This is a genomic window from Piscinibacterium candidicorallinum (assembly GCF_047549485.1).
Lineage (GTDB): Bacteria > Pseudomonadota > Gammaproteobacteria > Burkholderiales > Burkholderiaceae_C > Piscinibacterium > Piscinibacterium candidicorallinum.
The window spans coordinates 1,797,112-1,819,453 of record NZ_CP180191.1 but is presented as its reverse complement, the minus strand read 5'-3'; the positions used below and the strand labels follow the sequence as shown (position 1 = coordinate 1,819,453).

At 63.3% G+C, this 22,342-nt stretch carries 22 protein-coding genes; 6 read left to right on the top strand and 16 right to left on the bottom strand.

Going from position 1 to position 22,342, the window contains the following annotated elements; all coding sequences use genetic code 11:
- Window positions 1-45: 45 nt before the first annotated feature.
- The 12 genes from ACMDW7_RS08200 to ACMDW7_RS08145 form a co-directional block, all read right to left on the bottom strand.
- Window positions 46-330 (bottom strand): Dabb family protein, encoded by a 285-nt coding sequence (locus tag ACMDW7_RS08200; protein WP_377301644.1) that lies wholly within the window; start codon window positions 328-330, stop codon window positions 46-48.
- Complete coding sequence (locus tag ACMDW7_RS08195) at window positions 327-551, bottom strand: hypothetical protein (protein WP_377301646.1); 225 nt, start codon at window positions 549-551, stop codon at window positions 327-329. The genes ACMDW7_RS08200 and ACMDW7_RS08195 overlap by 4 nt, the downstream gene beginning before the upstream one ends.
- Window positions 552-561: 10 nt before the next feature.
- Window positions 562-2,427, bottom strand: a complete 1,866-nt coding sequence (locus ACMDW7_RS08190; RefSeq protein WP_377301648.1) for an acyl-CoA dehydrogenase — start codon at window positions 2,425-2,427, stop codon at window positions 562-564.
- Window positions 2,428-2,431: 4 nt separating this feature from the next.
- Window positions 2,432-3,106 carry a hypothetical protein gene (locus tag ACMDW7_RS08185; RefSeq protein WP_377301650.1) on the bottom strand — a complete coding sequence of 225 codons (675 nt, stop codon included), beginning with the start codon at window positions 3,104-3,106 and terminating at the stop codon, window positions 2,432-2,434.
- 107 nt (window positions 3,107-3,213) lie between these two features.
- The gene (locus ACMDW7_RS08180; RefSeq protein WP_377301652.1) at window positions 3,214-4,389 is read right to left on the bottom strand and encodes an acetyl-CoA C-acyltransferase; all 1,176 of its coding nucleotides are present in this window, start codon (window positions 4,387-4,389) and stop codon (window positions 3,214-3,216) included.
- 108 nt (window positions 4,390-4,497) lie between these two features.
- Window positions 4,498-6,597 carry a 3-hydroxyacyl-CoA dehydrogenase NAD-binding domain-containing protein gene (locus tag ACMDW7_RS08175; protein ID WP_377301654.1) on the bottom strand — a complete coding sequence of 700 codons (2,100 nt, stop codon included), beginning with the start codon at window positions 6,595-6,597 and terminating at the stop codon, window positions 4,498-4,500.
- A 262-nt stretch (window positions 6,598-6,859) separates the two neighbouring features.
- Window positions 6,860-7,564 (bottom strand): ABC transporter ATP-binding protein, encoded by a 705-nt coding sequence (locus ACMDW7_RS08170; RefSeq protein ID WP_377301656.1) that lies wholly within the window; start codon window positions 7,562-7,564, stop codon window positions 6,860-6,862.
- Window positions 7,557-8,336 carry an ABC transporter ATP-binding protein gene (locus ACMDW7_RS08165; protein ID WP_377301658.1) on the bottom strand — a complete coding sequence of 260 codons (780 nt, stop codon included), beginning with the start codon at window positions 8,334-8,336 and terminating at the stop codon, window positions 7,557-7,559. Before ACMDW7_RS08165 ends, ACMDW7_RS08170 begins: the two co-directional genes overlap by 8 nt.
- Window positions 8,333-9,625: a branched-chain amino acid ABC transporter permease gene (locus ACMDW7_RS08160; protein WP_377301660.1), complete on the bottom strand. Its 1,293-nt coding sequence runs from the start codon at window positions 9,623-9,625 to the stop codon at window positions 8,333-8,335. The genes ACMDW7_RS08165 and ACMDW7_RS08160 overlap by 4 nt, the downstream gene beginning before the upstream one ends.
- Before the next feature lie 5 nt (window positions 9,626-9,630).
- Window positions 9,631-10,614 (bottom strand): branched-chain amino acid ABC transporter permease, encoded by a 984-nt coding sequence (locus ACMDW7_RS08155; RefSeq protein ID WP_377301662.1) that lies wholly within the window; start codon window positions 10,612-10,614, stop codon window positions 9,631-9,633.
- 130 nt (window positions 10,615-10,744) lie between these two features.
- Entirely contained in the window at window positions 10,745-12,001 is a 1,257-nt protein-coding gene (locus ACMDW7_RS08150; RefSeq protein ID WP_377301664.1) for a branched-chain amino acid ABC transporter substrate-binding protein, read from the bottom strand.
- 156 nt (window positions 12,002-12,157) lie between these two features.
- The gene (locus ACMDW7_RS08145) at window positions 12,158-13,783 is read right to left on the bottom strand and encodes a 3-(methylthio)propionyl-CoA ligase (RefSeq protein WP_377302547.1); all 1,626 of its coding nucleotides are present in this window, start codon (window positions 13,781-13,783) and stop codon (window positions 12,158-12,160) included.
- Between the two features lie 98 nt (window positions 13,784-13,881).
- Between ACMDW7_RS08145 and ACMDW7_RS08140 the strand changes: the two genes are divergently transcribed.
- The 6 genes from ACMDW7_RS08140 to ACMDW7_RS08115 all read left to right on the top strand — a co-directional run bounded on the left by ACMDW7_RS08140 (window position 13,882) and on the right by ACMDW7_RS08115 (window position 18,837).
- Complete coding sequence (locus ACMDW7_RS08140; protein ID WP_377301666.1) at window positions 13,882-15,411, top strand: protein adenylyltransferase SelO; 1,530 nt, start codon at window positions 13,882-13,884, stop codon at window positions 15,409-15,411.
- 21 nt (window positions 15,412-15,432) lie between these two features.
- Window positions 15,433-15,834 carry a peptide-methionine (R)-S-oxide reductase MsrB gene (gene msrB / locus ACMDW7_RS08135; protein ID WP_377301668.1) on the top strand — a complete coding sequence of 134 codons (402 nt, stop codon included), beginning with the start codon at window positions 15,433-15,435 and terminating at the stop codon, window positions 15,832-15,834.
- 60 nt (window positions 15,835-15,894) lie between these two features.
- Window positions 15,895-16,455 carry a septation protein A gene (locus tag ACMDW7_RS08130; RefSeq protein ID WP_377301670.1) on the top strand — a complete coding sequence of 187 codons (561 nt, stop codon included), beginning with the start codon at window positions 15,895-15,897 and terminating at the stop codon, window positions 16,453-16,455.
- Entirely contained in the window at window positions 16,455-16,736 is a 282-nt protein-coding gene (locus tag ACMDW7_RS08125; RefSeq protein WP_414859638.1) for a BolA family protein, read from the top strand. The genes ACMDW7_RS08130 and ACMDW7_RS08125 overlap by 1 nt, the downstream gene beginning before the upstream one ends.
- An 84-nt stretch (window positions 16,737-16,820) precedes the next feature.
- Window positions 16,821-17,588, top strand: a complete 768-nt coding sequence (locus ACMDW7_RS08120) for a peptidyl-prolyl cis-trans isomerase (RefSeq protein WP_377302551.1) — start codon at window positions 16,821-16,823, stop codon at window positions 17,586-17,588.
- Window positions 17,589-17,709: 121 nt separating this feature from the next.
- Window positions 17,710-18,837, top strand: coding sequence for an iron-containing alcohol dehydrogenase (locus ACMDW7_RS08115; RefSeq protein WP_377301672.1), 1,128 nt, complete (start codon window positions 17,710-17,712; stop codon window positions 18,835-18,837).
- On the opposite strand, the gene ACMDW7_RS08110 is transcribed toward ACMDW7_RS08115, so the two are convergent.
- The 4 genes from ACMDW7_RS08110 to ACMDW7_RS08095 form a co-directional block, all read right to left on the bottom strand.
- The gene (locus ACMDW7_RS08110) at window positions 18,834-19,394 is read right to left on the bottom strand and encodes a hypothetical protein (RefSeq protein WP_377301673.1); all 561 of its coding nucleotides are present in this window, start codon (window positions 19,392-19,394) and stop codon (window positions 18,834-18,836) included. The genes ACMDW7_RS08115 and ACMDW7_RS08110 overlap by 4 nt on opposite strands.
- A gap of 50 nt (window positions 19,395-19,444) precedes the next feature.
- Window positions 19,445-20,197, bottom strand: a complete 753-nt coding sequence (locus ACMDW7_RS08105) for a LytR/AlgR family response regulator transcription factor (protein ID WP_377301675.1) — start codon at window positions 20,195-20,197, stop codon at window positions 19,445-19,447.
- Entirely contained in the window at window positions 20,194-21,303 is a 1,110-nt protein-coding gene (locus ACMDW7_RS08100) for a sensor histidine kinase (protein ID WP_377301677.1), read from the bottom strand. The genes ACMDW7_RS08105 and ACMDW7_RS08100 overlap by 4 nt, the downstream gene beginning before the upstream one ends.
- Before the next feature lie 217 nt (window positions 21,304-21,520).
- Window positions 21,521-22,303, bottom strand: coding sequence for a LytR/AlgR family response regulator transcription factor (locus ACMDW7_RS08095; protein ID WP_377301679.1), 783 nt, complete (start codon window positions 22,301-22,303; stop codon window positions 21,521-21,523).
- Window positions 22,304-22,342 lie beyond the last annotated feature (39 nt).

The window sequence follows — 22,342 nt, the reverse complement described above, 5'->3', positions numbered from 1 at the left end:
CCGCGCCAGACAAGCGGAACTGCATTCCGAATCGGATTTCCGGTCTCATTCCACTCGCCAATCCAGCACGCTGCGCGTCTCGCGCATGGCGCCCAGGGTCTGGCCCACCGCCTTGTGGTGGGGGTGGCTCTGGTAGGCGGCCAGCGCAGCTTCGTCTGCAAAGTCGCTGATGAGAATGACGTCTGCGTTGGCTTCCAGCCCCGGCGTGGCCATGGCCACCTCAAAGCGCAGGATGCCCGGCACCACGGCGGCGCAGCTGTCCAGCAAGCGCTTGAACTCAGGTGCATCGGCCGGGTTCTTGAGCTTCCACATCACCACATGGCGGATCACTTGATGCCATCCTCCGGCAGGTTCATGCGGGAGCGCTTCACGATCATGGCCACGCCGATGACCAGCGCCAGCACGCCGGCGCTCAGCACAAAGGGCATCACGTCAGGCGCCAGGTCGTTGAACAGCATGTACAGCCCGCCGGCGGTGACGATCATGCCGCCATAGATGAGGATCCAGATGATCCCTTCGAAGCGGTTGTTGAAGATGCCCATCCAGCTCATTTCACATCCCTCAGAACCATGCATCCTGCATGTCCAGGGTGGTGGTGTCCAGCGACTCCAGCAACGCCAGTTGCGCATCCACCTTGGGCAGTTCATACACATAGAAATAGCGGCAGGCCTGCCACTTGCCATGCAGGAAGTCGCTTCGGCTCTCGTCCCACGCCGCAGACGCTGCGAGCGACAGGTCCAGCCAGATCCAGGCCATGACCAAATGGCCGAATGCCTCCAGGTAGGCCGTGGCATTGGCCAGGGTCTTCTGCGGATCGCCTGCGCCCCAGAGCGTTTGCGTCACGGCAGCCAGACGCATGACCCGTTCGCCGAGCATCTGTGCCCAGCGCCGCGTGTCGGCACTCTTGCTCTGCACGGCCCGGCCGATGGTGGCCTTGACGCGCTCGCCCAGCAGCTTGAAGGCCGCACCCTCGGCCATGACCACCTTGCGGCCCAGCAGATCCAGCCCCTGGATACCGTGCGTGCCTTCGTGGATGGGGTTGAGGCGGTTGTCGCGGTAGTACTGCTCGACCGGATAGTCCCGGGTGTAGCCGTAGCCGCCATGGACCTGGATGGCCAGGGCATTGGCCTCGAGGCACCACTGGCTGGGCCAGCTCTTGGCGATCGGTGTCAGGATGTCGAGCAGCAGGGTCGCGTCCTTGCGCGCCTGCTCGGTCTCGCCGGTCTTTTCCTCGTCCACGAGGCGGGCGCAGAACAGGTTCAGGGCCAGCGCGCCTTCGGCATAGGCCTTCTGGGCGAGCAGCATGCGCTTGACGTCGGCATGCTGGATGATGGGGATCTGCGGGCTCGCCGGGTCCTTGCCGGCGGCAGTCATCGGGCGGCCCTGGGGCCGGCCGCGGGCGTACTCCAGGCTGGCCGCATACCCCGCCCAGCCGAGCATGGTGGCGCCCAGCCCCACGCCAATACGCGCCTCGTTCATCATGTGGAACATGGCGTTCAGGCCGCGGCCCGGCTCACCCACCAGGTAGCCGATCGCGCCCGCCTTCGCCTCAGCACTCGCGCCCACCGGTTTGAACTTGCCTTCGCCAAAGTTCAGCAGCGTGTTCACCGTGCCGCGGTAGCCCATCTTGTGGTTCAGGCCCGCGAGCACCACATCATTGCGCTCGCCCACCGTCACGTGCGCGCTGTCACCCTGCCCGGCCACGCTCACCAGCCGCTTGGGCACGGCAAAGAGTGAAATGCCCTTGGTGCCGGGAATCAGCTTGCCGTCCGGCCCGGGGATCTTGGCCAGCACCAGATGCACGATGTTCTCGGTGAGTTCATGGTCACCGCCCGAGATCCACATCTTGTTGCCGCGCAGCCGGTACTGCGGGCCGAGCGGCGAGTCGCCCTCGAATTCGGCGCGCGTGCTGATGTCCGACAGGCTGGAGCCCGCCTGGGGTTCGGACAGACACATGGTGCCGAAGAAGCGGCCGGCCAGCTCAGGCCGCACAAAGGCGTCGATCTGCGCCGGGCTGCCGTAGGCCAGCAGCAGGTTGGCATTGCCGATCGTCAGGAAGGGGTAGCCCGCTGTGGCCACATTGGCCGCCATCACGTGGGCCATGCAGGCCTTGGCCACCACCTGCGGCAGTTGCATGCCGCCAAACTCGTAGTCGTGCTCGGCCGCGATCAGCCCCGACGCAATGAAGGCGTCGAGTGCGGCCTTCACCTCCGGAATCAGATGCACCCGCTCGCCATCAAAACGCGGCTCGTTCTCGTCGGCCTTGCGGTTGTGCGGCGCGAAGTGCTCGCGCGCCAGCCTTTCAGCGAGGTCGAGGGCGGCCTGAAAGGTTTCGGCGGAGTGATCCGAGTATCGCGGACGCTGGGTCAGCGCCTCAGCACTCAGCCAATGGCTGAGCAGAAAGTAGAGTTCGTAGGAAAGACTCATGGCCTCAGGGCGTGCCGATTTTGAATGCGAACGGAATTTCCACGATGCCAAGCGGCGAGCGTGGCGGCTGCACCCGGCTCAGGGCATCACGCAGGATCATCATCGTCCAGCTGGTCAATACCTCGACATTTTTCCCTTGCACACGGACAACCTGGGCATCGCTAGCATCCGGAGCAATCCGGATAACAATCTCACCTGTTGCATCGGCAAGGATTGCATCTTCCGGGTAGCCCATGGCGACGGCAATCAGTGCAGACAAGCCGTTGGAGAACCGGCAGTGTTGCAACAGCTTGCTGTCCCACTGTCCCAGTTCTCTGACGAAGGCCTCTGGATCGTCGGTTGCTGGTGGCAAGCAGTTGCTTGCCAGCTGATTCCCTGATTTCTCTGACCATCGCGCAGAGCGCCGCATCCACCAGAACAGTTCGCCCGTGGCCTCTGGCGACGAATCGGTGGCCGCTAGCGCTGCCAGACGAATCGCTGCGTCGGAATTCGAATTGCGAGCGAACGCCTTAAGGTACAGATCTTTCGCTTTGGCGCGATCTTGCGCAACACAGATGGCGCGCTCCCGCATGTAGCCCAGAGTGAGCAGCCCCGCTGTCGGGTCACGCGCCTGCAGCAGATCGTTGACGACCTCCACAGCGAACTTGCAGTCCTTGCGCCGAATCGCTTCAACAAACATTTTCGGAACCTTGTAGGGTTCACTGCGTGCACGATTCGACTGCGCTTGCAGTGCGGCAGGCAGTCCAAGCACGCTAAGCAGGAGGAGGACGAGCCAGGCCCTCACAGCTAGACGACCTCAAAGAGTCCCGCGGCCCCCATGCCGCCACCAATGCACATCGTCACGACCACGTACTTCACACCGCGGCGCTTGCCTTCGATGAGCGCGTGGCCCACGAGGCGCTGGCCGCTCATGCCGTAGGGGTGGCCCACGGCGATGGCGCCGCCGTTGACGTTCAGGCGGTCGGCCGGAATGCCGAGCTTGTCGCGGCAGTACAGCACCTGCACGGCAAAGGCCTCGTTCAGTTCCCACAGGCCGACGTCATCGATCTTGAGACCCGTGCGGGCCAGCAGCTTGGGCACGGCAAACACGGGGCCGATACCCATTTCGTCGGGCTCGCAGCCCGCCACGGCAAAGCCGCGGAAGATACCCAGGGGCTTCAGGCCCTTCTGCTCGGCGTACTTGGCAGACGTCACGACGCAGGCGCCGGCGCCATCCGAGAACTGGCTGGCATTGCCTGCAGCCACCACGCCGCCGGGCACGGCCGGCTTGATGTTGCCCAGGGCCTCCTTGGTGGTGCCTTCGCGCAGGCCTTCGTCCACCGAGACAGTCACTTCCTTGGTGCGCATGCCCATGACGGGGTCGGCCACGCCGGCGGTGACGGTGATGGGTACCACTTCATCGGCAAACTTGCCGGCCGCCCAGGCGGCGCAGGCGCGCTGCTGGGAGAGCGCGCCGTATTCATCCTGCACGTCGCGGCCAATGCCGTAGCGCTTGGCCACGGTCTCGGCCGTCTGCAGCATGGGCCAGTAGATGGCGGGGATGTTCGCATCTAGCCAGCTCTCCTTGAGCATGTGCGTATTCATCTCGTTCTGCACACAGGAGATGGCTTCCAAGCCGCCTGCCACATAGACATCACCCTCACCCGCAATCACGCGTTGGGCGGCCATGGCGATGGTCTGCAGCCCGCTGGAGCAGAAGCGGTTGACGGTGGCGCCAGCCACGCTGACAGGCAGGCCGGCACGCAGGGCGATCTGGCGGGCAATGTTGCTACCCGTGGCGCCTTCCGGGAAGGCGTTGCCCATGAGCACGTCTTCCACCGCGCCACCGTCGATGCCGGCGCGCTCGATCGCGGCCTTGACCACGTGGGCGCCCAGTGTGGCGCCGTGGGTCATGTTGAAGGCGCCCTTCCAGCTCTTGGCCAGGGGCGTGCGGGCGGTGGAAACAATGACTGCGTCTTGCATGTGAATTCTCCGTGGGTTTCGTGCTGCGGCGAGAGCGTCGGGCGAGGCTTCAGTCGTGCCCGAGGGCGTCGTCAAGGCGCGCAGCGCAAGATCATTTCGCCATCCAGCTCAAACAAGCGGCTTGCCTTCGGCCAACAGCTTCAGCAGCAGCGGCGCCGGCGTCCAGAAGGCGGCATCTGCACCCGGCTGCGAACCAAAGCGCTTCATGTCCGTGACCACGTTGTGAAGGCCCATGGTGTCGGCGTAGCACAGGGGGCCGCCGCGCCAGAGCGGAAAGCCGTAGCCGGTCAGGTAGACCATGTCGATGTCGCTGGCCTTGCTGGCAATGCCTTCCTCCAGGATGTGCGCAGCTTCGTTCACCAGCGCATACACCAGGCGGCCGACGATTTCGTCGTTGCCGATCTTGCGCGGCGTAATGCCTGCGTCCTTGCGGTGCTTCTCGACAAGTTCCTTGACCACGGGCGACGGCAGCGCATCGCGCTTGCCCGGCTGGTAGTCGTACCAGCCGGCACCGGTCTTCTGGCCAAAGCGGCCGAGCTCGCAAAGCTTGTCGCCGACCTTGCTGTATTTGAGTTCGGGCTGCTCGACATAGCGGCGCTTGCGGATGGCCCAGCCGATGTCGTTGCCTGCCAGATCACTCATGCGGAATGGGCCCATGGCGAAGCCAAACTTCTCGATGGCGCGGTCCACTTGCTCGGGGCTGGCGCCCTCTTCCACCATCTGCAGCGCCTGGCGGCTGTACTGCTCGATCATGCGGTTGCCGATGAAGCCGTCGCACACGCCGCTGACCACTGCCGTCTTGCGGATGGTCTTGGCCACCTTCATGACCGTGGTAAGCAGATCCTTGGCCGTGGCGGCGCCGCGCACCACCTCCAGCAGCTTCATGACGTTGGCCGGGCTGAAGAAGTGCATGCCGACCACGTCCTGCGGCCGCTGGGTGAAGCCGGCAATCTTGTTGACGTCCAGCGTGGAGGTGTTGGACGCCAGGATCGCACCGGGCTTCATGACGGCATCCAGGTGCTTGAAGACCTTCTCCTTGACGCCCATGTCCTCGAACACGGCTTCGATGACGAGATCCGCATCCTTGATGTCCTCGTAGCTCGTGGTGGTGCTCAGCAGGGCCATGCGCTGTTCGAGCTTCTCCTGCTTGAGCTTGCCTTTCTTGACTTGCCCCTCGTAGTTCTTGCGCATGATGCCGGTGCCACGCTCAAGCGCCTCGGCACTCATCTCCAGAATGGTGACGGGGATGCCGGCATTCAGGAAGTTCATGGAGATGCCGCCTCCCATGGTCCCGGCGCCAATGACGGCGACCTTCCTGATCTCGCGCACCGGCGTGCTCTCCGGCACGTCCGGAATCTTGCTGGCAGCACGCTCGCCAAAGAAGGCATGGCGCAGGGCCTTGCTCTCGGGCGTCATCATCAGCGCGATGAACTGCTCCTTCTCGAAGTTCAGGCCGTCATCAAACGGCTTCTTGACGGCGGCTTCCACGCAATCCACACACTTGACCGGCGCCGGGAAGTTTTTCGCGACGGCCCGTACCGTGTTGCGGGCGAACTGGAAGTAGCCGTCGGCCTCGGCATGCGTGGCGGGCAGATTGCGCACCAGCGGCAGAGGACGCTTGTCTGCAACCTCATTGGCGAAGGCCAGCGCTTCTTCAGCCAGCGTCTCGACACTCTTGCTGAGCTTGTCGAACAGCTTCTGGCCGGGCGCCATGGCGAGCAGCTCGCTCTTGACCGGCTCGCCGCTGACGATCATGTTCAGTGCGTTTTCCACGCCGAGCGCGCGCGGCAGGCGCTGCGTTCCGCCTGCCCCGGGCAGCAGGCCCAGCTTCACTTCGGGCAGCGCAATCTGCGCGCCGGGTGCGGCAATCCGGTAGTGGCAGCCCAGCGAAAGCTCTAGCCCACCGCCCATGCACACCGTGTGGATGGCGGCGATCACCGGCTTGGCGCTGAGCTCCACGGTACGGATGCAGGCGTGCAGATCGGGCTGCAGCGCCATCTTGGGGGTGTTGAATTCGCGAATATCGGCGCCGCCTGAGAAGGCCTTGCCTGCGCCCGTGATGATGATGGCCGTGACTGCGGCATCCGCATTGGCGCGCTCGATGCCTTCGCACAGCGATTTGCGGGTCTCGTAGCCCAGGCCGTTGACCGGCGGGTTGTCGAGCGTGATGAAGGCAACTGCGCCGTGAAGAGCGTATCTGGCGGTCATGAAGTCTCCTGGGAGGATGAGCAGCGCTCGCTTTTCAGTCCGGTCACGGCGCCGCTTCGATTGGGGCAGCGTACCTCAAAAAGCACGATCGTTCGGTTTCGGCGTGGCAGCTGCCAGGCCAAAGCAATTCAGCGGAAACAAGCGACGAATTCGGTCATCAAAATAGAAAGCCGAAAATCACCCTAAAGGCGCTTTGAATATGCGGAAAGTCGTCTATGCGGTGACTAAATTAAAACAATAACGGTCAGCAAGACGCTGAACATCAAACCTCCAGCCACTCCTTGCGTACCTTCTCGTTGGCCTTCAGATCAGCTGGCGTACCCTCAAACACGACATTGCCGTGGCCCATCACGTAGACGCGGTTGGAGATGTCCAGCGCGATGGCCAGCTTCTGCTCGATGAGCAGCACGGACAGTCCGCGGCGCTTGAGTTCCTGCAGGTACTGCGCCACCAGCTCGACGATCTTGGGTGCAAGGCCCTCGGTCGGCTCATCGATGATGATGAGCTGCGGGTCACCCATGAGCGTGCGGCACAGGGTCAGCATCTGCTGCTCGCCCCCGGACAGCACGCCCGCCTGTGTGTGCTGGCGCTCCTTCAGGCGCGGGAACATGCGGTACATGTCCTCGTAACTCCACTGCCCGGGTTTGGTGCCCTTCAGACCGAGTGTGAGGTTCTGCTCGACGGTCAGCGTCGGAAAGATGTCGCGATTCTCCGGCACATAGCCGATGCCCAGGTGCGCAATCTCATAGGCCTTCTTGCCCACCAACTCCGTCCCCTTGAATCGCACGGAGCCAGTGGCATCCACCAGCCCCATGATGGCCTTGGCAGTGGTGGAGCGCCCCACCCCGTTGCGACCCAGCAGGCTGACGATCTCGCCCTTGCCCACCTGCATGTCCACGCCGTGCAGCACATGGCTCTTGCCATACCAGCCATGCAGGTTCTTGATCGAGAGAAAGTCTTCAGCCATGGGCAGGCTCCGTCTCTTCTTCGGCGCCATGCCCGCCGAGGTAGGCCTCCTGCACCGCTGCGTTCTCACGAATTGCCTGCGGCGTGTCGCTGGCAATCACCTCGCCGTACACCAGCACGCTGATGCGATCAGCCAGCCCGAACACCACGCTCATGTCGTGCTCGACCATCACTAGGGTCTTGCCCTCGGTCACTTCGCGAATCAGCTGCACCGCACGGTCGCTCTCGCTTCTGGACATGCCCGCGGTCGGTTCGTCGAGGAGGATCACGTCTGCGCCACCGGCGATGGTGATGCCGATCTCCAGGGCACGCTGTTCGGCATAGGTGAGCAGGCTCGCCTTGGTGTCGCGCCGCCGGTTCAGACCGATGCGCTCCATCACCTGCTCCGCGCGCTCCCTGGCATCCTTGAGCTGGCTGAGCTTGTGCCAGAACGAGTACTTGTAGCCCAGGCTCCAGAGCACCGCGCAGCGCAGGTTCTCGAACACGCTCAGGTTGCCGAACAGGTTGTTGATCTGGAAGCTGCGCGCCAGCCCCATGCGGTTGATCTCGAAGGGCTTCTTGCGCGTGACATCTGCGCCATTGAGTTCGATGCGGCCGCTGCTCACGCCGAAGCGCCCGCTGATGAGGTTGAACAGCGTGGACTTGCCCGCGCCGTTGGGGCCGATGATGGCGTGTCGTTCCCCTGCGGCAATCGACAGGTTCACACCTCGGATGATCTCGGTTTTGCCGAAGGACTTGCGGACGTCCGCCAGATGGAGTGCTGCAGGCTTCATAGGACGAGCTTCTTCTGTTCTTCGTCTTCGATCTCTTCGGCAATCGCGTCCCACTCCGCCTTGAAACGGCGCCGCATCGGCTCGAAGATCAGCGTGCCGCCCACGAGCAGTGAACCCGCGATGATCCACGCGGTGCCGCCCGCGGTATCCATCTGGAAGCCGAAGATGCTGCGCACGGTGCCATTGGCGGCCTCGAGCGTGAGGTGATAGGTCATCTCGATGACCATGATCACGCCCAAGGTCAGCAGCAGGCTGCCTGCGAACACACCCAGGTAGGGGTCGAGCAGGCGCTTGAACTTGCCGTAGCCCACCACGCGCAGGTTCATGAGGATCAGGCTGGACAACCCGCCCGGCGCGTACATCACCATCAGAACGAACACCACACCCAGGTACAGCTGCCAGGCCTTGGTGAACTCGCTCATCGAGATGGCAAAGATCACGAACACGATCGCACCGAGAATCGGGCCGAAGAAGAACAGTGCCCCACCCAGGAACACAGCCAGCAGCACACCACCCGAGCGGATGGCGCTCAGTGATTCGGCGCCCACGATCTCGAAATTGATCGCAGTCAGGCCGCCGGAGACGCCGGCAAAGAAGCTCGAGGCGATCAGCACGAACCAGCGCACCCGCTGGGTGTTGTAGCCAATGAACTCGACGCGCTCCGGGTTGTCGCGCACCGCATTGGCCATGCGTCCCAGGGGCGTCTGGGTGAAGGCGAACATCATCACCATGCACACCAGGGTCCACACGGCGATCAGGTAATAGACCTGGATGGCCGGGCCGTAGGTCAGGCCGAAGAAGGGCTCGCCCACTACGCGGTTGCCGGTAATGCCGCCCTCGCCGCCAAAGAATCCGGGGAACATCAGCGAGCAGGCAAAGACCATTTCGCCGATACCCAGGGTGATCATCGCGAAGGGCGTGCCGGCCTTCTTGGTCGTGACGTAGCCGAAGATCACACCGAAGAACGCACCGGCCAAGCCACCCACCAGCGGCAGCAGGCTCACCGGCAGATGCAGCTTGCCGGCGGCGATCCAGTTCAACGCGTGGATGGCGAAGAACGCCCCCAGGCCCGAATACACCGCGTGGCCAAAGCTCAGCATGCCCGTCTGCCCGAGCAGCATGTTGTAGGACAGCGCGAAGATGATCATGATGCCCATTTGCGAGAGCAGCGTGATCGCAAAGCCACTGTCGAACACCAGCGGCGCACCGATGAACAGCAGCGTGGTGAAGCCCCAGATGAACCAGCGGCCGAAGTTGATCGGCTTGAAGCGGAAGGTCGAATTGGCCATGCCGTTCACCCTTCTCTCGTCCCAAGGAGCCCCTTGGGTCTGAAGATGAGGATCAGCACCAGCAACAGGTAGGGCAGCACGGGAGCCACCTGCGCCACAGACAGCTTCCACACTGCGTAGCCAAAGGTCTGCTCAGTCACGGTCATGCCTAAAGCCTGCAGCACGTCAGCGCCGCTCGAGTCGACCTTCACGGCGAGGTTCTGCAGCAAGCCGATGAGGATCGAGGCGACGAACGCCCCAGCCAGAGAGCCCATGCCACCGACAACCACAACCACGAAAATGATCGAGCCCAGGGCCGCGGCCATCGCCGGCTCGGTCACGAATGCGGGCCCGCCGATCACGCCCGCGAGCCCCGCCAGTGCGCACCCCCCGCCGAACACCAGCATGAACACCCGCGGAACGTTGTGGCCCAGCGCCTCCACCGTCTCGGGGTGCGTGAGGGCTGCCTGGATCACCAGCCCCGTGCGGGTCTTGGCAAGCACCAGCCAAAGCGCCGCGAGCATGGCGACCGCCACGCCCATGAGGAACAGGCGGTACTCAGGGAACGTCAGCCCCATGCTCTGTTGCAGCCAGTCGATCGGCCCGGTCAGCATCTCCGGTACGCGATAAGGCACCGCCGCGCGCCCCCAGATCACCTGCACCAGCTCCACGATGATGTAGGACAGCCCGAAGGTGAACAGCAGCTCAGGCACATGCCCGAACTTGTGCACGCGTCTCAATCCGTATCGCTCGATCAGCGCACCCAACGCACCGACAACCAGTGGCGCCAGGATCAGCGCCAGCACAAAGCCCGCGTTGCCACCCAGCGCCTTGGTGCTGAGCACCGTGATCTGGTAGGCGACGTAGGCGCCAATCATGTAGAAGCTGGCGTGAGCGAAGTTCAAGACGCCCATCATCGAGAAGATGAGCGTCAACCCCGAAGACAGCATGAACAGCAGCAGACCGTAGGCCAGGCCGTTCAGGATGGAGGTGATCCAGGTGGAATCCATGCAGGCTCAGTAGAAAAGCGGCCGTTGGCCCGCGCCGCTGTGTAGCAATGGAGAATGCGAACGATCGTTAGATTTTCAGCCAAACAAAAGCCGCGGAAGACCTCTTCCGCGGCTTGAGCATGAGCATCCCTTACTTGGGCTGCGCGGGACGCTTCATCTGGCACGACGAAGGCTGCACACCCACAAAGGCCGGCTGTACGGACTCCGTGCGCCAGCCGAAGCCAGTGTTCTCCTGATCGATCTTCACCGTCTTGCCGTCCACCTTGGCCCACGTGGCGATCACCAGCGGCTGCTGGAGCTGATGATCCATGGCACGCATTTCCACCTCGCCATTCAGACTCTGACTCTTGCGGCCGGCCATGGCAAAGGCCACCCGAACTGGATCGGCGCTCTTTGCGGCATTGATGCTGTCGGCCATCATGCGGATGGCGCTGAAGGTCGCCATGGAGTAGTAGTCATCCTTGAACTTGTCCTTCATTCGCTTGACGACGTCCTGACCTCTGAAGGTGGCTTCGTTCGGATGCCAGTAGGCCACCATGCGCACACGTTCAGCGCCAGTGGCACCCATAGCCGTGGGCACACCAGTGGTACCGGCGTAGTACGTGTAGAAGTTGGCCTTCAGGCCTGCATCATTGGCCGCCTTGATCAGCAGGGCGAGGTCGGTCCCCCAGTTTCCGGTGATCACGGTATCCGCACCGCTTTGCTGGATCTTGGCGATGTAAGGCGAAAAGTCGCGCACCTGACCCAGCGGGTGTAGATCCTCACCAGCAATCTTCACATCCGGTCGCTTGCGGCTAAGCATTTCCTTGGCAGAGCGCGCCACCTGCTGACCGAATGAGTAGTTCTGGTTGATCAGGTAGACGCTCTTGATCTCCTTGCGACTTTGCATGTAGGTCGTGAGCGCTTCCATCTTCTGTTCGACATTCGCGTCGAAGCGGAAGTGCCAGAAGCTGCACTGGGCATTCGTCAGCACGGGGTCGATGGCGGCGTAGTTCAGGAACACCAGCTCCTTGCCCGGGTTGCGCTCGTTGTGCTTGCTGATCGCATCAGACAGTGCGATCGCAACGCTGGAGCCGTTGCCTTGGGCCACGTAACGGAAACCCTGGTCGATCGCGGTGCGCAGAACAGTCAGGCTTTCCTGCGGGCTGGTCTTGTTGTCGAAGCCAACGACTTCGAATTCATAACCCGGCGCCCACTTCTGCTGGTTGGCGAGTTCGGCCACGGTCTGCCAACTCTTGAGCTGGTTCTGACCCACCGGCGCGAAAGGGCCGGAGAGCGGGTCAATGAACGCAATCCGGACCTTGGTCTGGGCGAAGGCACTGCCCGCAAGCATCGAACCCGTGACCAGCGTGACTGCAGCCAGCGTCTTCAAGCGCAGATTGCGCATACATGTCTCCTCGTTGTGATTTCTAGCCCCGTACTCCGGGGCAACCCTTGGGTACCGCCGAATGTAGGTAAACCGCAGCGCAGCATTCAATCCAAGCCGATGTCGGGGTTTCCCTAAAGCGGGGTGGAAACAACAGTTGCCCCGCCCAAGCCGCGTTCATGCGGGCAGCGGCGTACTGCCGTACTGCTCGCGCAGCCTGGTCTTGAGCATCTTCCCGGTCGCGCCCAAGGGGATGGCGTCGATGAACAGCACCTCGTCGGGCATCCACCACTTGGCGATCTTGCCTTCGAAATGTGCGAGCAAATCGGCTTTGCTCAGCTCTTGACCCGGCCGCTTGACGACCAGCAGCAACGGGCGCTCGTCCCACTTCGGGTGCGGCACGCCAATGCAGGCTGCCATGGCCACGGCCGGGTGGCTCATGGCGATGTTTTCCAGATCGATGGAGCTGATCCACTCGCCGCCGCTTTTGATCACATCCTTGCTGCGGTCGGTGATCTGCATGTAGCCCTCGGCGTCGATCGTGGCCACATCACCGGTGGGAAACCAGCCGTCCGGCGTGAGCGGATCGCCGCCCTCATTCTTGAAGTAGCTCTTGAGCACCCAGGGGCCGCGCACCTGCAGGTGCCCGCTGGTCTTGCCGTCCCAGGGCAGGGAATCGCCGGCATCGTTGACGATGCGCAGGTCCACGCCGAAGACGGTTCGCCCCTGCTTGAACTGCACTGCAAACTGCGCCTCGCGGTCCTGAGCCATGTGCTGGCGCTTGAGCGTGCAGCTCGTGCCCAGCGGGCTCATCTCCGTCATGCCCCAGGCATGCAGCACCTGCACGCCGTAATCCAGCTCGAAGCTGCGCAGCATCGCAGGCGGGCAGGTCGAGCCGCCGATGACCGTGCGCTTCATGGCCGAGAACTTCAGGCTCTGCTCGCGCATGAAATTCAGCAGTCCGAGCCAGACCGTGGGCACGCCCGCAGAGATGGTCACGCCTTCAGCCTCGAACAGTTCGTGCAGGCTCTTGCCATCCAGCCCCGGCCCTGGCATCACCAGCTTGCAGCCGGTGGCCGCCGCCGCGTAGGGCAGCCCCCAGGCGTTCACATGGAACATGGGCACCACAGGCAGCAGACTGTCCCGGGCGCTGATGTTCAGGGAGTCCGGCATGCACACCCCATAGGTGTGCAGCAACGTGGACCGATGGCTGTACAGCACGCCCTTGGGGTTGCCGGTCGTGCCGCTCGTGTAGCACATGCTGGATGCCGCCTGCTCGTCGATCGCCGGCCAGTCAAACACCTCGGAGGCTGCGCCCAGCAGGGCTTCGTAGCACTGGAGATCCAGGGCGCTGTCGGCCGGCATGTGCTCAGTGTCGGTCAGCATGACGAGGTGGCGCAGGCTCTTGGCGTGCGGTGCCATGGCCGTGACGATCGGCAGGAAGGTGCTGTCGAAAAACAGCACGGTGTCTTCAGCGTGGTTGGCGATCCACGCGATCTGCTCGGGGTGCAGGCGCGGGTTGATGGTGTGCAGCACCGCGCCCATGCCAGAGACGCCGAAATACAGCTCCAGATGCCGATCGGTGTTCCAAGCGAGGGTCGCCACGCGATCGCCCTGCTTCACGCCCATCTGCGTGAGCACGTTGGCCACCTGCTTGGCGCGGCTGCGGATCTGCGCCCAGGTCTTGCGGCGGATTACGCCTTCTGTCCCGCGTGACACGATTTCGCCTTCGCCATGGTGCCTTGCGGCATGCTCGATCAGGCTTGAAATCGTCAGGGGCGCGTCCATCATCAGCCCGTGCAGCATCGTTCAGTCTCCTTGGTTTTTGTGGGGTCTTGCGCGCAGTACCCTGATCTTCGGCGGGAGCGCAGCCACCTAGAATCCAACCGAAAATAGCCCATATGAATGCTCCCCTCCAATCTGCGCTGCAACGTGGCGCGCCCGCCGGCAGCCTGCCCGAACTCGACACCGGCCTGCCATTCACCAACCGCTTTGCGGCTCTGGGCGAGGCGTTCTTCACCCGCCTGCAGCCGCAGCCGCTTGCGCAGCCGGCGCGCTGGGTTGGCTTCTCCGATTCCGTAGCGCAAATGCTGGATCCAGCATCCATGGGCCTTTCCAAGGCAAATTGGCTGGAGATCCTTGCTGGACGCGCGGTACCGGTCTCCGGCGCCCCGCTGGCCACCGTGTACTCGGGTCATCAGTTCGGTGTCTGGGCGGGCCAATTGGGGGACGGCCGCGCGCTGATGCTGGGCGAGGTGCGCGGTGCGGATGGTCAGCATTACGAACTGCAGCTCAAGGGCTCGGGCAAGACACCCTACTCCCGCATGGGGGACGGCCGCGCCGTGCTGCGCAGTTCGATCCGCGAGTTTCTGTGCAGCGAAGCCATGGCTGGCCTGGGCATTCCCACAACTCGCGCACTGGGCGTGGTCGGAACGGACGATCCGGTCATCCGAGAGACAGTTGAAACCGCCGCTGTGGTGCTGCGTGTGGCACCCAGCTTCATCCGCTTCGGCCACTTCGAGCACTTTTCGAGCCGCAACCAGAAGGACGCGCTCAAGGCCCTGGCGGACTTCACGATCGACACCTATCGCCCGGAGCTACGGCATGCAGCCAACCCATACGCCGCGCTGCTCATGGACGTGGCGGGCCGAACAGCGGACATGATCGCGCAGTGGCAGGCCGTGGGCTTCATGCACGGTGTGATGAACACCGACAACATGAGCATCCTCGGGCTGACGCTGGACTACGGCCCCTTTGGTTTCATGGACGGCTTTGACGCCGGACACATCTGCAATCACAGCGATCACCAGGGTCGCTATGCGTATCACAACCAGCCCGCCATCGGACACTGGAACATCGCCGCGCTGGCGGAGGCCCTTCTACCGCTCATTGGCGACGTGGACGAAGCCAAGGCTGCTGTGCAGCACTATGTGGATCGCTTCGAGGCGGCTTTCAGCACGGCCTTTCAGCACAAGCTGGGACTAAAGATCTGGGCAGAGGCCGATGCCCAACTGCTGACTGGTCTGCTGGAGCTAATGCACCGCAACCACCCGGACTTCACGATCTTCTTCCGCCGGCTTGCGGATCTGAAACTGGACGACCAGTCGGCCGACGCGCCCATCCGCGATCTGTTCATCGACCGCGCAGCATTCGATGCGTGGGCCGCAACCTACCGCGAACGCCTGCGCAGCGAGGCCAGCGTTGATGCCGAACGGTCGGCCGCGATGAAGCGCGTGAATCCAAAGTTTGTGCTGCGCAACCACCTCGCAGAGACTGCGATCCGCAAGAGCACCGATGAACACGACGACAGCGAAGTCGCACGCCTGCTGAAAGTTTTGGCCGCCCCGTACGACGAACAGCCTGAACATGAGGCCTACGCAGCACTGCCGCCGGATTGGGCCGGCTCGCTGGAAGTGAGCTGTTCGTCGTAGTGTCATTTTTCGGAGCCAAAGATGAAAAAAGTGACCAAAACCGAAGCCGAATGGCGTGCCCTGCTCTCGCCGATCGAATACGCCATCACGCGCGAAGCCGCAACGGAACGCGCCTTCACAGGCCGATTCTGGAACAGCCACGAACACGGCGTGTACGACTGCGTGTGCTGCGGCACGGCGCTGTTTGCCAGCGACACCAAGTTCGATTCCGGCTGCGGTTGGCCCAGCTACTTCAAGGCACTCAACCCCGAGAACGTTCGCGAGATCGCCGATCACTCCCATGGCATGGTGCGCACGGAGATCCGTTGCAATGTCTGCGACGCGCACTTGGGCCATGTCTTTGAGGATGGCCCGCCGCCCACCGGTCTGCGCTACTGCATCAACGGCTACGCTCTCACTTTCCGCGCCGGCGCAACCGAGTAGGCGCGCCTTCATGCGCCACCCGGGCGCCGCTGCGGCTCCCATCGCCACGAAAGTCAGCTCTTGAAAGCTCTGATCGATTTCCTGCCTGCTATCGCCTTCTTTGTGGGCTTCAAGCTGGGTGACATCTACTTTGCCACCAAGCTGGGCATTGCCGTCACGGCACTGGTGGTGCTTTACATGAAGCTCACCCGGCAGAAGATTCAGCCTTTGCTCTGGCTCTCACTGATCGTGATCGTGCTCTTCGGTGGCCTGACCATCGCGCTGCATGATGAGCGCTTCATCAAGTGGAAGCCCACGGTGCTGTATCTGCTCGCAGCCAGTGCGCTGGTGATCGGCCAATACGGCTTCAGGCGCAACCTGCTGAAGTGGTTGCTGGGTGCGCAGTTGGAGCTGGCCGATGCCGTGTGGCTGCGCCTGCTGCAGATGTGGTGCGTCTTCTTCTCGGGGCTGGCCGCCGCCAATGCCTACGTCGCGCTCAACTATCCGACCGAAACCTGGGTCTATTGGCGCACCTGGGGCATCACCGGCGCGATCATTGCGTTCACCGTCGTGGTGGCGATCTACGTTAGTCGACATATCAAGCTCGATGAGCCGCCGCCCGCGCAATCCGAGGGCTCCTGATGAGCGAGCTTCCTGAGCATCCGCTAACGGCACAGCTGCGCGATCGACTGACCGCCGCACTGGCGCCGATGGAACTTGTCATCAGCGATCAGAGTCATCTGCATGCTGGACATGCTGGCTCGCAAGGCGGCGCACGGCACTACCACGCGCGAGTTGTAGCGGCATGTTTCAGAGGGAAAACCCGCGTTCAGCAACATCGCCTTGTGTATGATGCCGTCGCCGATCTGATGCCTCATCCCATCCACGCGCTGGCCCTCGAAACCGCGGTGCCAGCCGAGTAGGCAGAACGAAGCAAGGCGGCCCAGATCGGACGCCTGATCCGGCGCTGTGTGGTTCACGCCGATCAACATTTCACGAGGGACTCCATGAAGAAAGTGTTCGCCGCGGCTCTGGTCGCTGGTTTCAGCTTTGCCGCTTTTGCCCAAAACGCGGCCATTGTCAACGGCAAGCCCATCCCCTCCTCGCGCGTCGACGCGATGATGAAGCAGGTCACGTCGCAAGGTCAGAAGGACACTCCTGAGCTGCGCAGCATGGTTCGTCAGGAACTGGTGAACCGCGAGATCCTGTCCCAGGAAGCCGAACGCCGTGGCCTGACCGATACGCCGGACTTCAAGCTGCAGATGGAAACCATGCGCCAGCAGCTGCTGATTCGCGCGCTCGTGCAAGACGTGGTGAAGTCCAACCCGCCGACCGACGCGGAAATTCAGGCCGCCTACGACGAGCAGAAGAAGCAGGCCAGTGGCACCGAGTACCGCGCCCGCCACATCCTGGTCGAAAAGGAAGAGCAGGCCAAAAAAATCATCGCCGACCTCGCCAAGGGCCAGAAATTTGAAGCCCTAGCGAAGCAAAGCAAGGATCCGGGCTCCGCAGCCAATGGCGGCGATCTGGATTGGGCCCCGGCCGATGCCTATGTGCCCGAGTTCAGCAAGGCGATGAAGGCCCTCAAGAAGGGCGAAACCACGAAGACTCCCGTTAAGACGCAGTTCGGCTGGCATGTGATCCGGCTCGATGACACCCGTCAGGCCCAGTTCCCGCCGCTGGATCAAGTGCGCCCGCAGCTCACCGAGATGGTTCAGCAGCAGAAGCTGCGCGCCTTCCAGGAAGACCTGACCAAGAAGGCCAAGGTCGAGTAAGGCGGGTTGCTGGCCACGCGCCGCGACGGGTTCACCGGCCACAGCGCTCGCAGCACAATCAAGGGCACCTCCGGGTGCCCTTGTTCATTTGGGCACCCTCCCAGCTGACCACGGAGACCCCATGCCCGAGATCCGCTACATCACCCGCGTGCAGTTTGACTTTGGCAGCCTGTCGCTGCTGCCCGGCGAGCTGGTTGCCGCAGGCGTCACCAAGCCGTTCGTCGTGACGGATGCAGGCCTTCGCGCAGCGGGCCTGCTGGATCGGTTGATCGCCACGCTGGGCGCCCTGCCCCACGCCGTGTTCGACCAGACACCTGGCAACCCCACCGAAGCTGCGGTGATGGCGGCCACGGCGCTCTACCGGCAGCAAGCCTGCGACGGGTTGATCGCCTTCGGCGGTGGATCGAGCATCGATTGCGCCAAGGGTGTGGCCATCATGGCCACGCACCCGGGGCGGCTGGTGGATTACGCGACCATCGAAGGTGGCAGCTCGAAGATCACCGCACGGGCTGCGCCGCTGTTCGCCATTCCGACCACAGCCGGTACGGGCAGCGAGGTCGCACGCGGCAGCATCCTGATCGTCGCCGACGGTCGCAAGCTGGGTTTTCACAGCTGGCACCTCGTTCCCCGACTGGCCATCCTGGACCCGGAACTCACGCTCGGCCTGCCAGCCGGGCTGACGGCCGCCACCGGCATGGACGCCATCGCCCACTGTGTGGAGACCTATCTCGCACCGGCCTTCAACCCGCCGGCCGAAGGCATTGCGCTTGACGGCTTGGCGCGAGGCCTGGCGCACATCGAGCGTGCCTTCAAGGACGGCAGCGATCGTGAAGCGCGCCGGCAGATGATGAGCGCCAGCATGCAGGGCGCCATGGCCTTCCAGAAGGGACTGGGCTGCGTGCATTCGCTCTCGCACGCGCTGGGCGGCCTGCCAGGCCGCCATCTGCACCACGGTACGCTCAATGCCCTGCTACTGCCCACCGTGCTGCGCTTCAACGCGCCGGCCGTGGGCTCCAAGATGGACCGGCTGGCCCGCGAGATCGGTGCGCCGTCGGCCGCGGCGGTGCCGCAGGCCTTTGCCGATCTGAATGCGGCGCTTTGCATGCCCGCCGGGCTGGATGCAATCGGCGTGGAGCGCAGCGACTTCGATGGCGTGATCTCCAACGCCCTGCGTGACCACTGCCATGCAACGAACCCGCGCCTTGCCTCAGCCGAGGACTATCGCCTCATGCTCGAAGAGGCGTTCTAGTCGCGCACGCGTGCATCCAGCTCCGCAACCCAGATCCGACCGCTCTGTCCGTACAGGGCCGCGCCCAGAATGACGCCCGCAGCCTCAAGCGGCACGGTGAACTCGAGCTCGTGCTGCCTCCATTGCTTGGGTGGGCCCTTGGACAGTGCGTAGGTATTCGCATAGGCGAGCGACTTGCCGTCTGCGCCGAATGCCCTGATCCACACGCCGGCTTCGGGATCATCCGTCTCGCGCATGATCCAGCCGGTCACCACCAGCGTGCGCCCGCGAACCGCGTCGAGGTTGACGAGGCGCTGCGCCACGCCGGCATAGGGGTTGCCGTTCTGGAACTCGATGCGTGCTGTTGCACGCTCCGAGCGCCGGACCGCAGCATCCGACGCCACGACGGCGCCCTTGCCGTCAACGCGCCAGCCGCTGATGCTGTCTGATGCACCGTCCTCAGCTTGTAGCCCGGGATTGCTGACGATCCGTACCTCACCGGCTTTTACGGCAGTACCCAGCGGCAGCAGCAATGCGCACCACAGGGCGATGCAGAGGCGTCGAAAGTTGCGATGCATGGGGGGCTTCTCCTTCAGAATCCGGGTATGGGGCCTGCCGCTACTCCGCGTCACATGTGCTTGAAGACATGCAGGTAACTGCGGCTGATGCGCAGCACGTCGTCGCGCCCTCGAAGCTTCAGTTCCCAGTAGTCGCTGGACGTGCGCTGTACATGGTCGATGCACTGCAGATTGACCAGACTCGCACGATGGATCTGCACGAACTGCCTCGGATCGAGTTCATCCAGCAGCTCCTTGATGCTCTTGCGGATCAGCAGCTCGGAGTGCGGCAGCACAACCCTCGTGTACTTGTCGTCCGCCTGAAAGAACTGCACCTCCTGAACCGGCACAAGACGTACCTGGGTACCGACGGACGCACGAATCCACTGAAGATAGCTGCCGCTTGGATTCACCTGCCGTGCGAACTCGGCCAACCACGCGCTCAAGTCCGGCGCAGGCGCCTGTACGCGCTCGCGCAGGCGATGCACGGTCTGCACGATGCGCTCACGATCGAAGGGCTTGACCAGATAGTCGACTGCGCCCGCTTCAAAGGCCTTGACGGCGTACTCCTCGAAGGCTGTGGCGAACACGATATGCACGTTGCGGCCGGCGCACTGCTGAGCCACCTCCAGACCAGTCATGCCCGGCATGCGGATGTCGAGAAAGGCGATACGTGGACGGCTCTCGTTCAGAGCAGCGAGTGCCTCGCGCCCGTTGCGTGCCATGGCGACGATCTCCAGTTCAGGCCAGGCCTCCGCGAGCAGCTGGACAAGTCGCTCGCGCAACAGGGGCTCGTCATCGGCGATGAGCGCGGTGGGGGTCATGCCGTCTGCCCGAGCGCGGCAGGAAGCCAGATGCTGGCAATCACACCTTGAGGACTGTTCTCGCTCAGCTCAAGCCGCGCGGCGCTGCCGAAATGGCCCTCCAGCCGCTCGCGCAGTGTCGCGAGGCCCGTTCCGCTGCCTGAGGATCCGGGAGCGGATGGCGACGGCTGCAGCCCCCGCCCGGTGTCGCTCACCTGAACATGGATGCCACGCGCCTCGGCACGTGTGCACAGTTGAATCTCACCACCTTCCTCGCTGGGGTCAAGGCCGTGCCGTACCGCGTTTTCCACCAGGGTCAGCACTGCAAGAGGCGGAATCGGCGTCGCTGCCAGTTCGGGGGGCAGATCAATGGCGAAGCGCAATCGGTCCGGCATGCGCATCCTCATGATGTCTAGGTAGTGCTGGACCAGCTCCATTTCGCGACCCAGCGTACTCATGTCATCGCGACTCTCACGCACGGTGAGCTTGAGGTACTGGATCAGTGTGCGTAACAGCGGCGCTGCACGCTCGGAACGCATTTCCACAAGCTGCTGCACGTTGGCCAGGGTGTTGAACAGGAAGTGCGGCTCGACCTGCGCCTGCAGCACCTTCAACCGCGCGTTCAACGCATCCTTCTCCAGCGTCCGGCGCTCCAGAGCAAAGCGCAAGGCTTCATCGCGCGCTTCTCTGTCCCGCTCGAGGTAGATGTAGATCAAGGTGGCCACCAGGCTGATGCCAACCGCCACGCCGGTCATGCGGATCCAGCCGCTGATGACGCCCCAGTTGTCACAACACAGGTCTTCAAAGCCGCCTGGAATCGTCAGCGCGTACGCGCCAAGCAAGGCCAATGGCGAGGCCACTGCAATCGCGAGGAAGCGCGCCGCGTGACGCGGCAGGCGCGGGATCTGGACGTTGCTGGCCAGAGTAAATGCAAGCAGCACGACGACGGCGGTGCTGGTTGACCGCATCAGCAGGACGGCCGTGGATGTGTTGAACACGAAGAAAACGCGGATGATCAGCACCATCAGCACGCCAAGCGCAAGCGCTGCAAGAAGCTGATAGAACGATAGGCCGCGAAACGGACCACGAACGATGCGCAGATTGGGGATCACGGCGGCAAATTGCATGCACGCAACCCTAACCGCTCAGCGCACCGCATACCAGCACGCCGCCAAGCAGAAGTGACGAAACGCGGTGCGCAGTGCGCAAAGCGCGGCACCGATCACCACCGGAGCGCCGTTACGCTTGTCTGGTGCGGCTTTCCGGCCATTTTGGTCTGAAGAACCGCATGAAATGGACGTCTGTCTCCTGCGTCCACAGTCGGCAAGCCGGTGGTGGGTGGACTCACTGGCCCTTGAATAGCCCCTGAAACTGGCGGGAAACCGGCAGCTTCTCGCTACGGCTCTTGAGCGTGATGTGCATGGTGTTTTCGTCCACGCGAACGGCACTGGCGATGCTGTGGCAGTTCACGATCACGCTTCGATGGATCTGCCAGAAGCGATCGGAGTCCAGCGCTGCCAGCAGCTCCTTGAGCGGCGTGCGGATCAGCGCCTCGCCGGGTTGGGTGCCGCCGTAGACCACGCGCGTGTAGCGGCTATCCGCCTCGAAGAAGATCACATCTTCCGGGGCGATCATCCGGACCTCCTTGCCGACACTGGCCTGAATGAACTTGGGTGGGGCCGGACGGCGTCCACCGAGCGCATCGAGGCTGCCCGAGGTCATCAGCTGCCCGAGCAGCTTCTGCAGATCGGCAGGCGGCGCGACCATACGGCTCTTCACCCGGGCAATCGCTTGAGACAGGCGGGCATCGTCGACAGGTTTCATGACGTAGTCCACCGCCCCGGCCTCAAAGGCGGCCAGCGCGTGATCGTCGAAGGCCGTGACGAACACCACCTGCGCCTTGTGCTCCGTGGCGGCGATGCGCCGCGCCACATCGATACCGGTCAGGCCAGGCATGCGGATATCCAGGAAGCACACGGCGGGTTCGTGCTCGAGGTAGCTGTCCCAGGCGTCCACGCCGTTTTCTGCCTTGGCGACGATCTGCGCCTCGGGCCAGAGGCGGGCGATGGCAGTGGCCAGCGCTTCGCGGGGAGCTTCTTCGTCGTCGGCAATCAGCAGGGTGGTCATCTTCGCGGTCAAACGTGGGATGGAAAAAGTGGAGTGAAG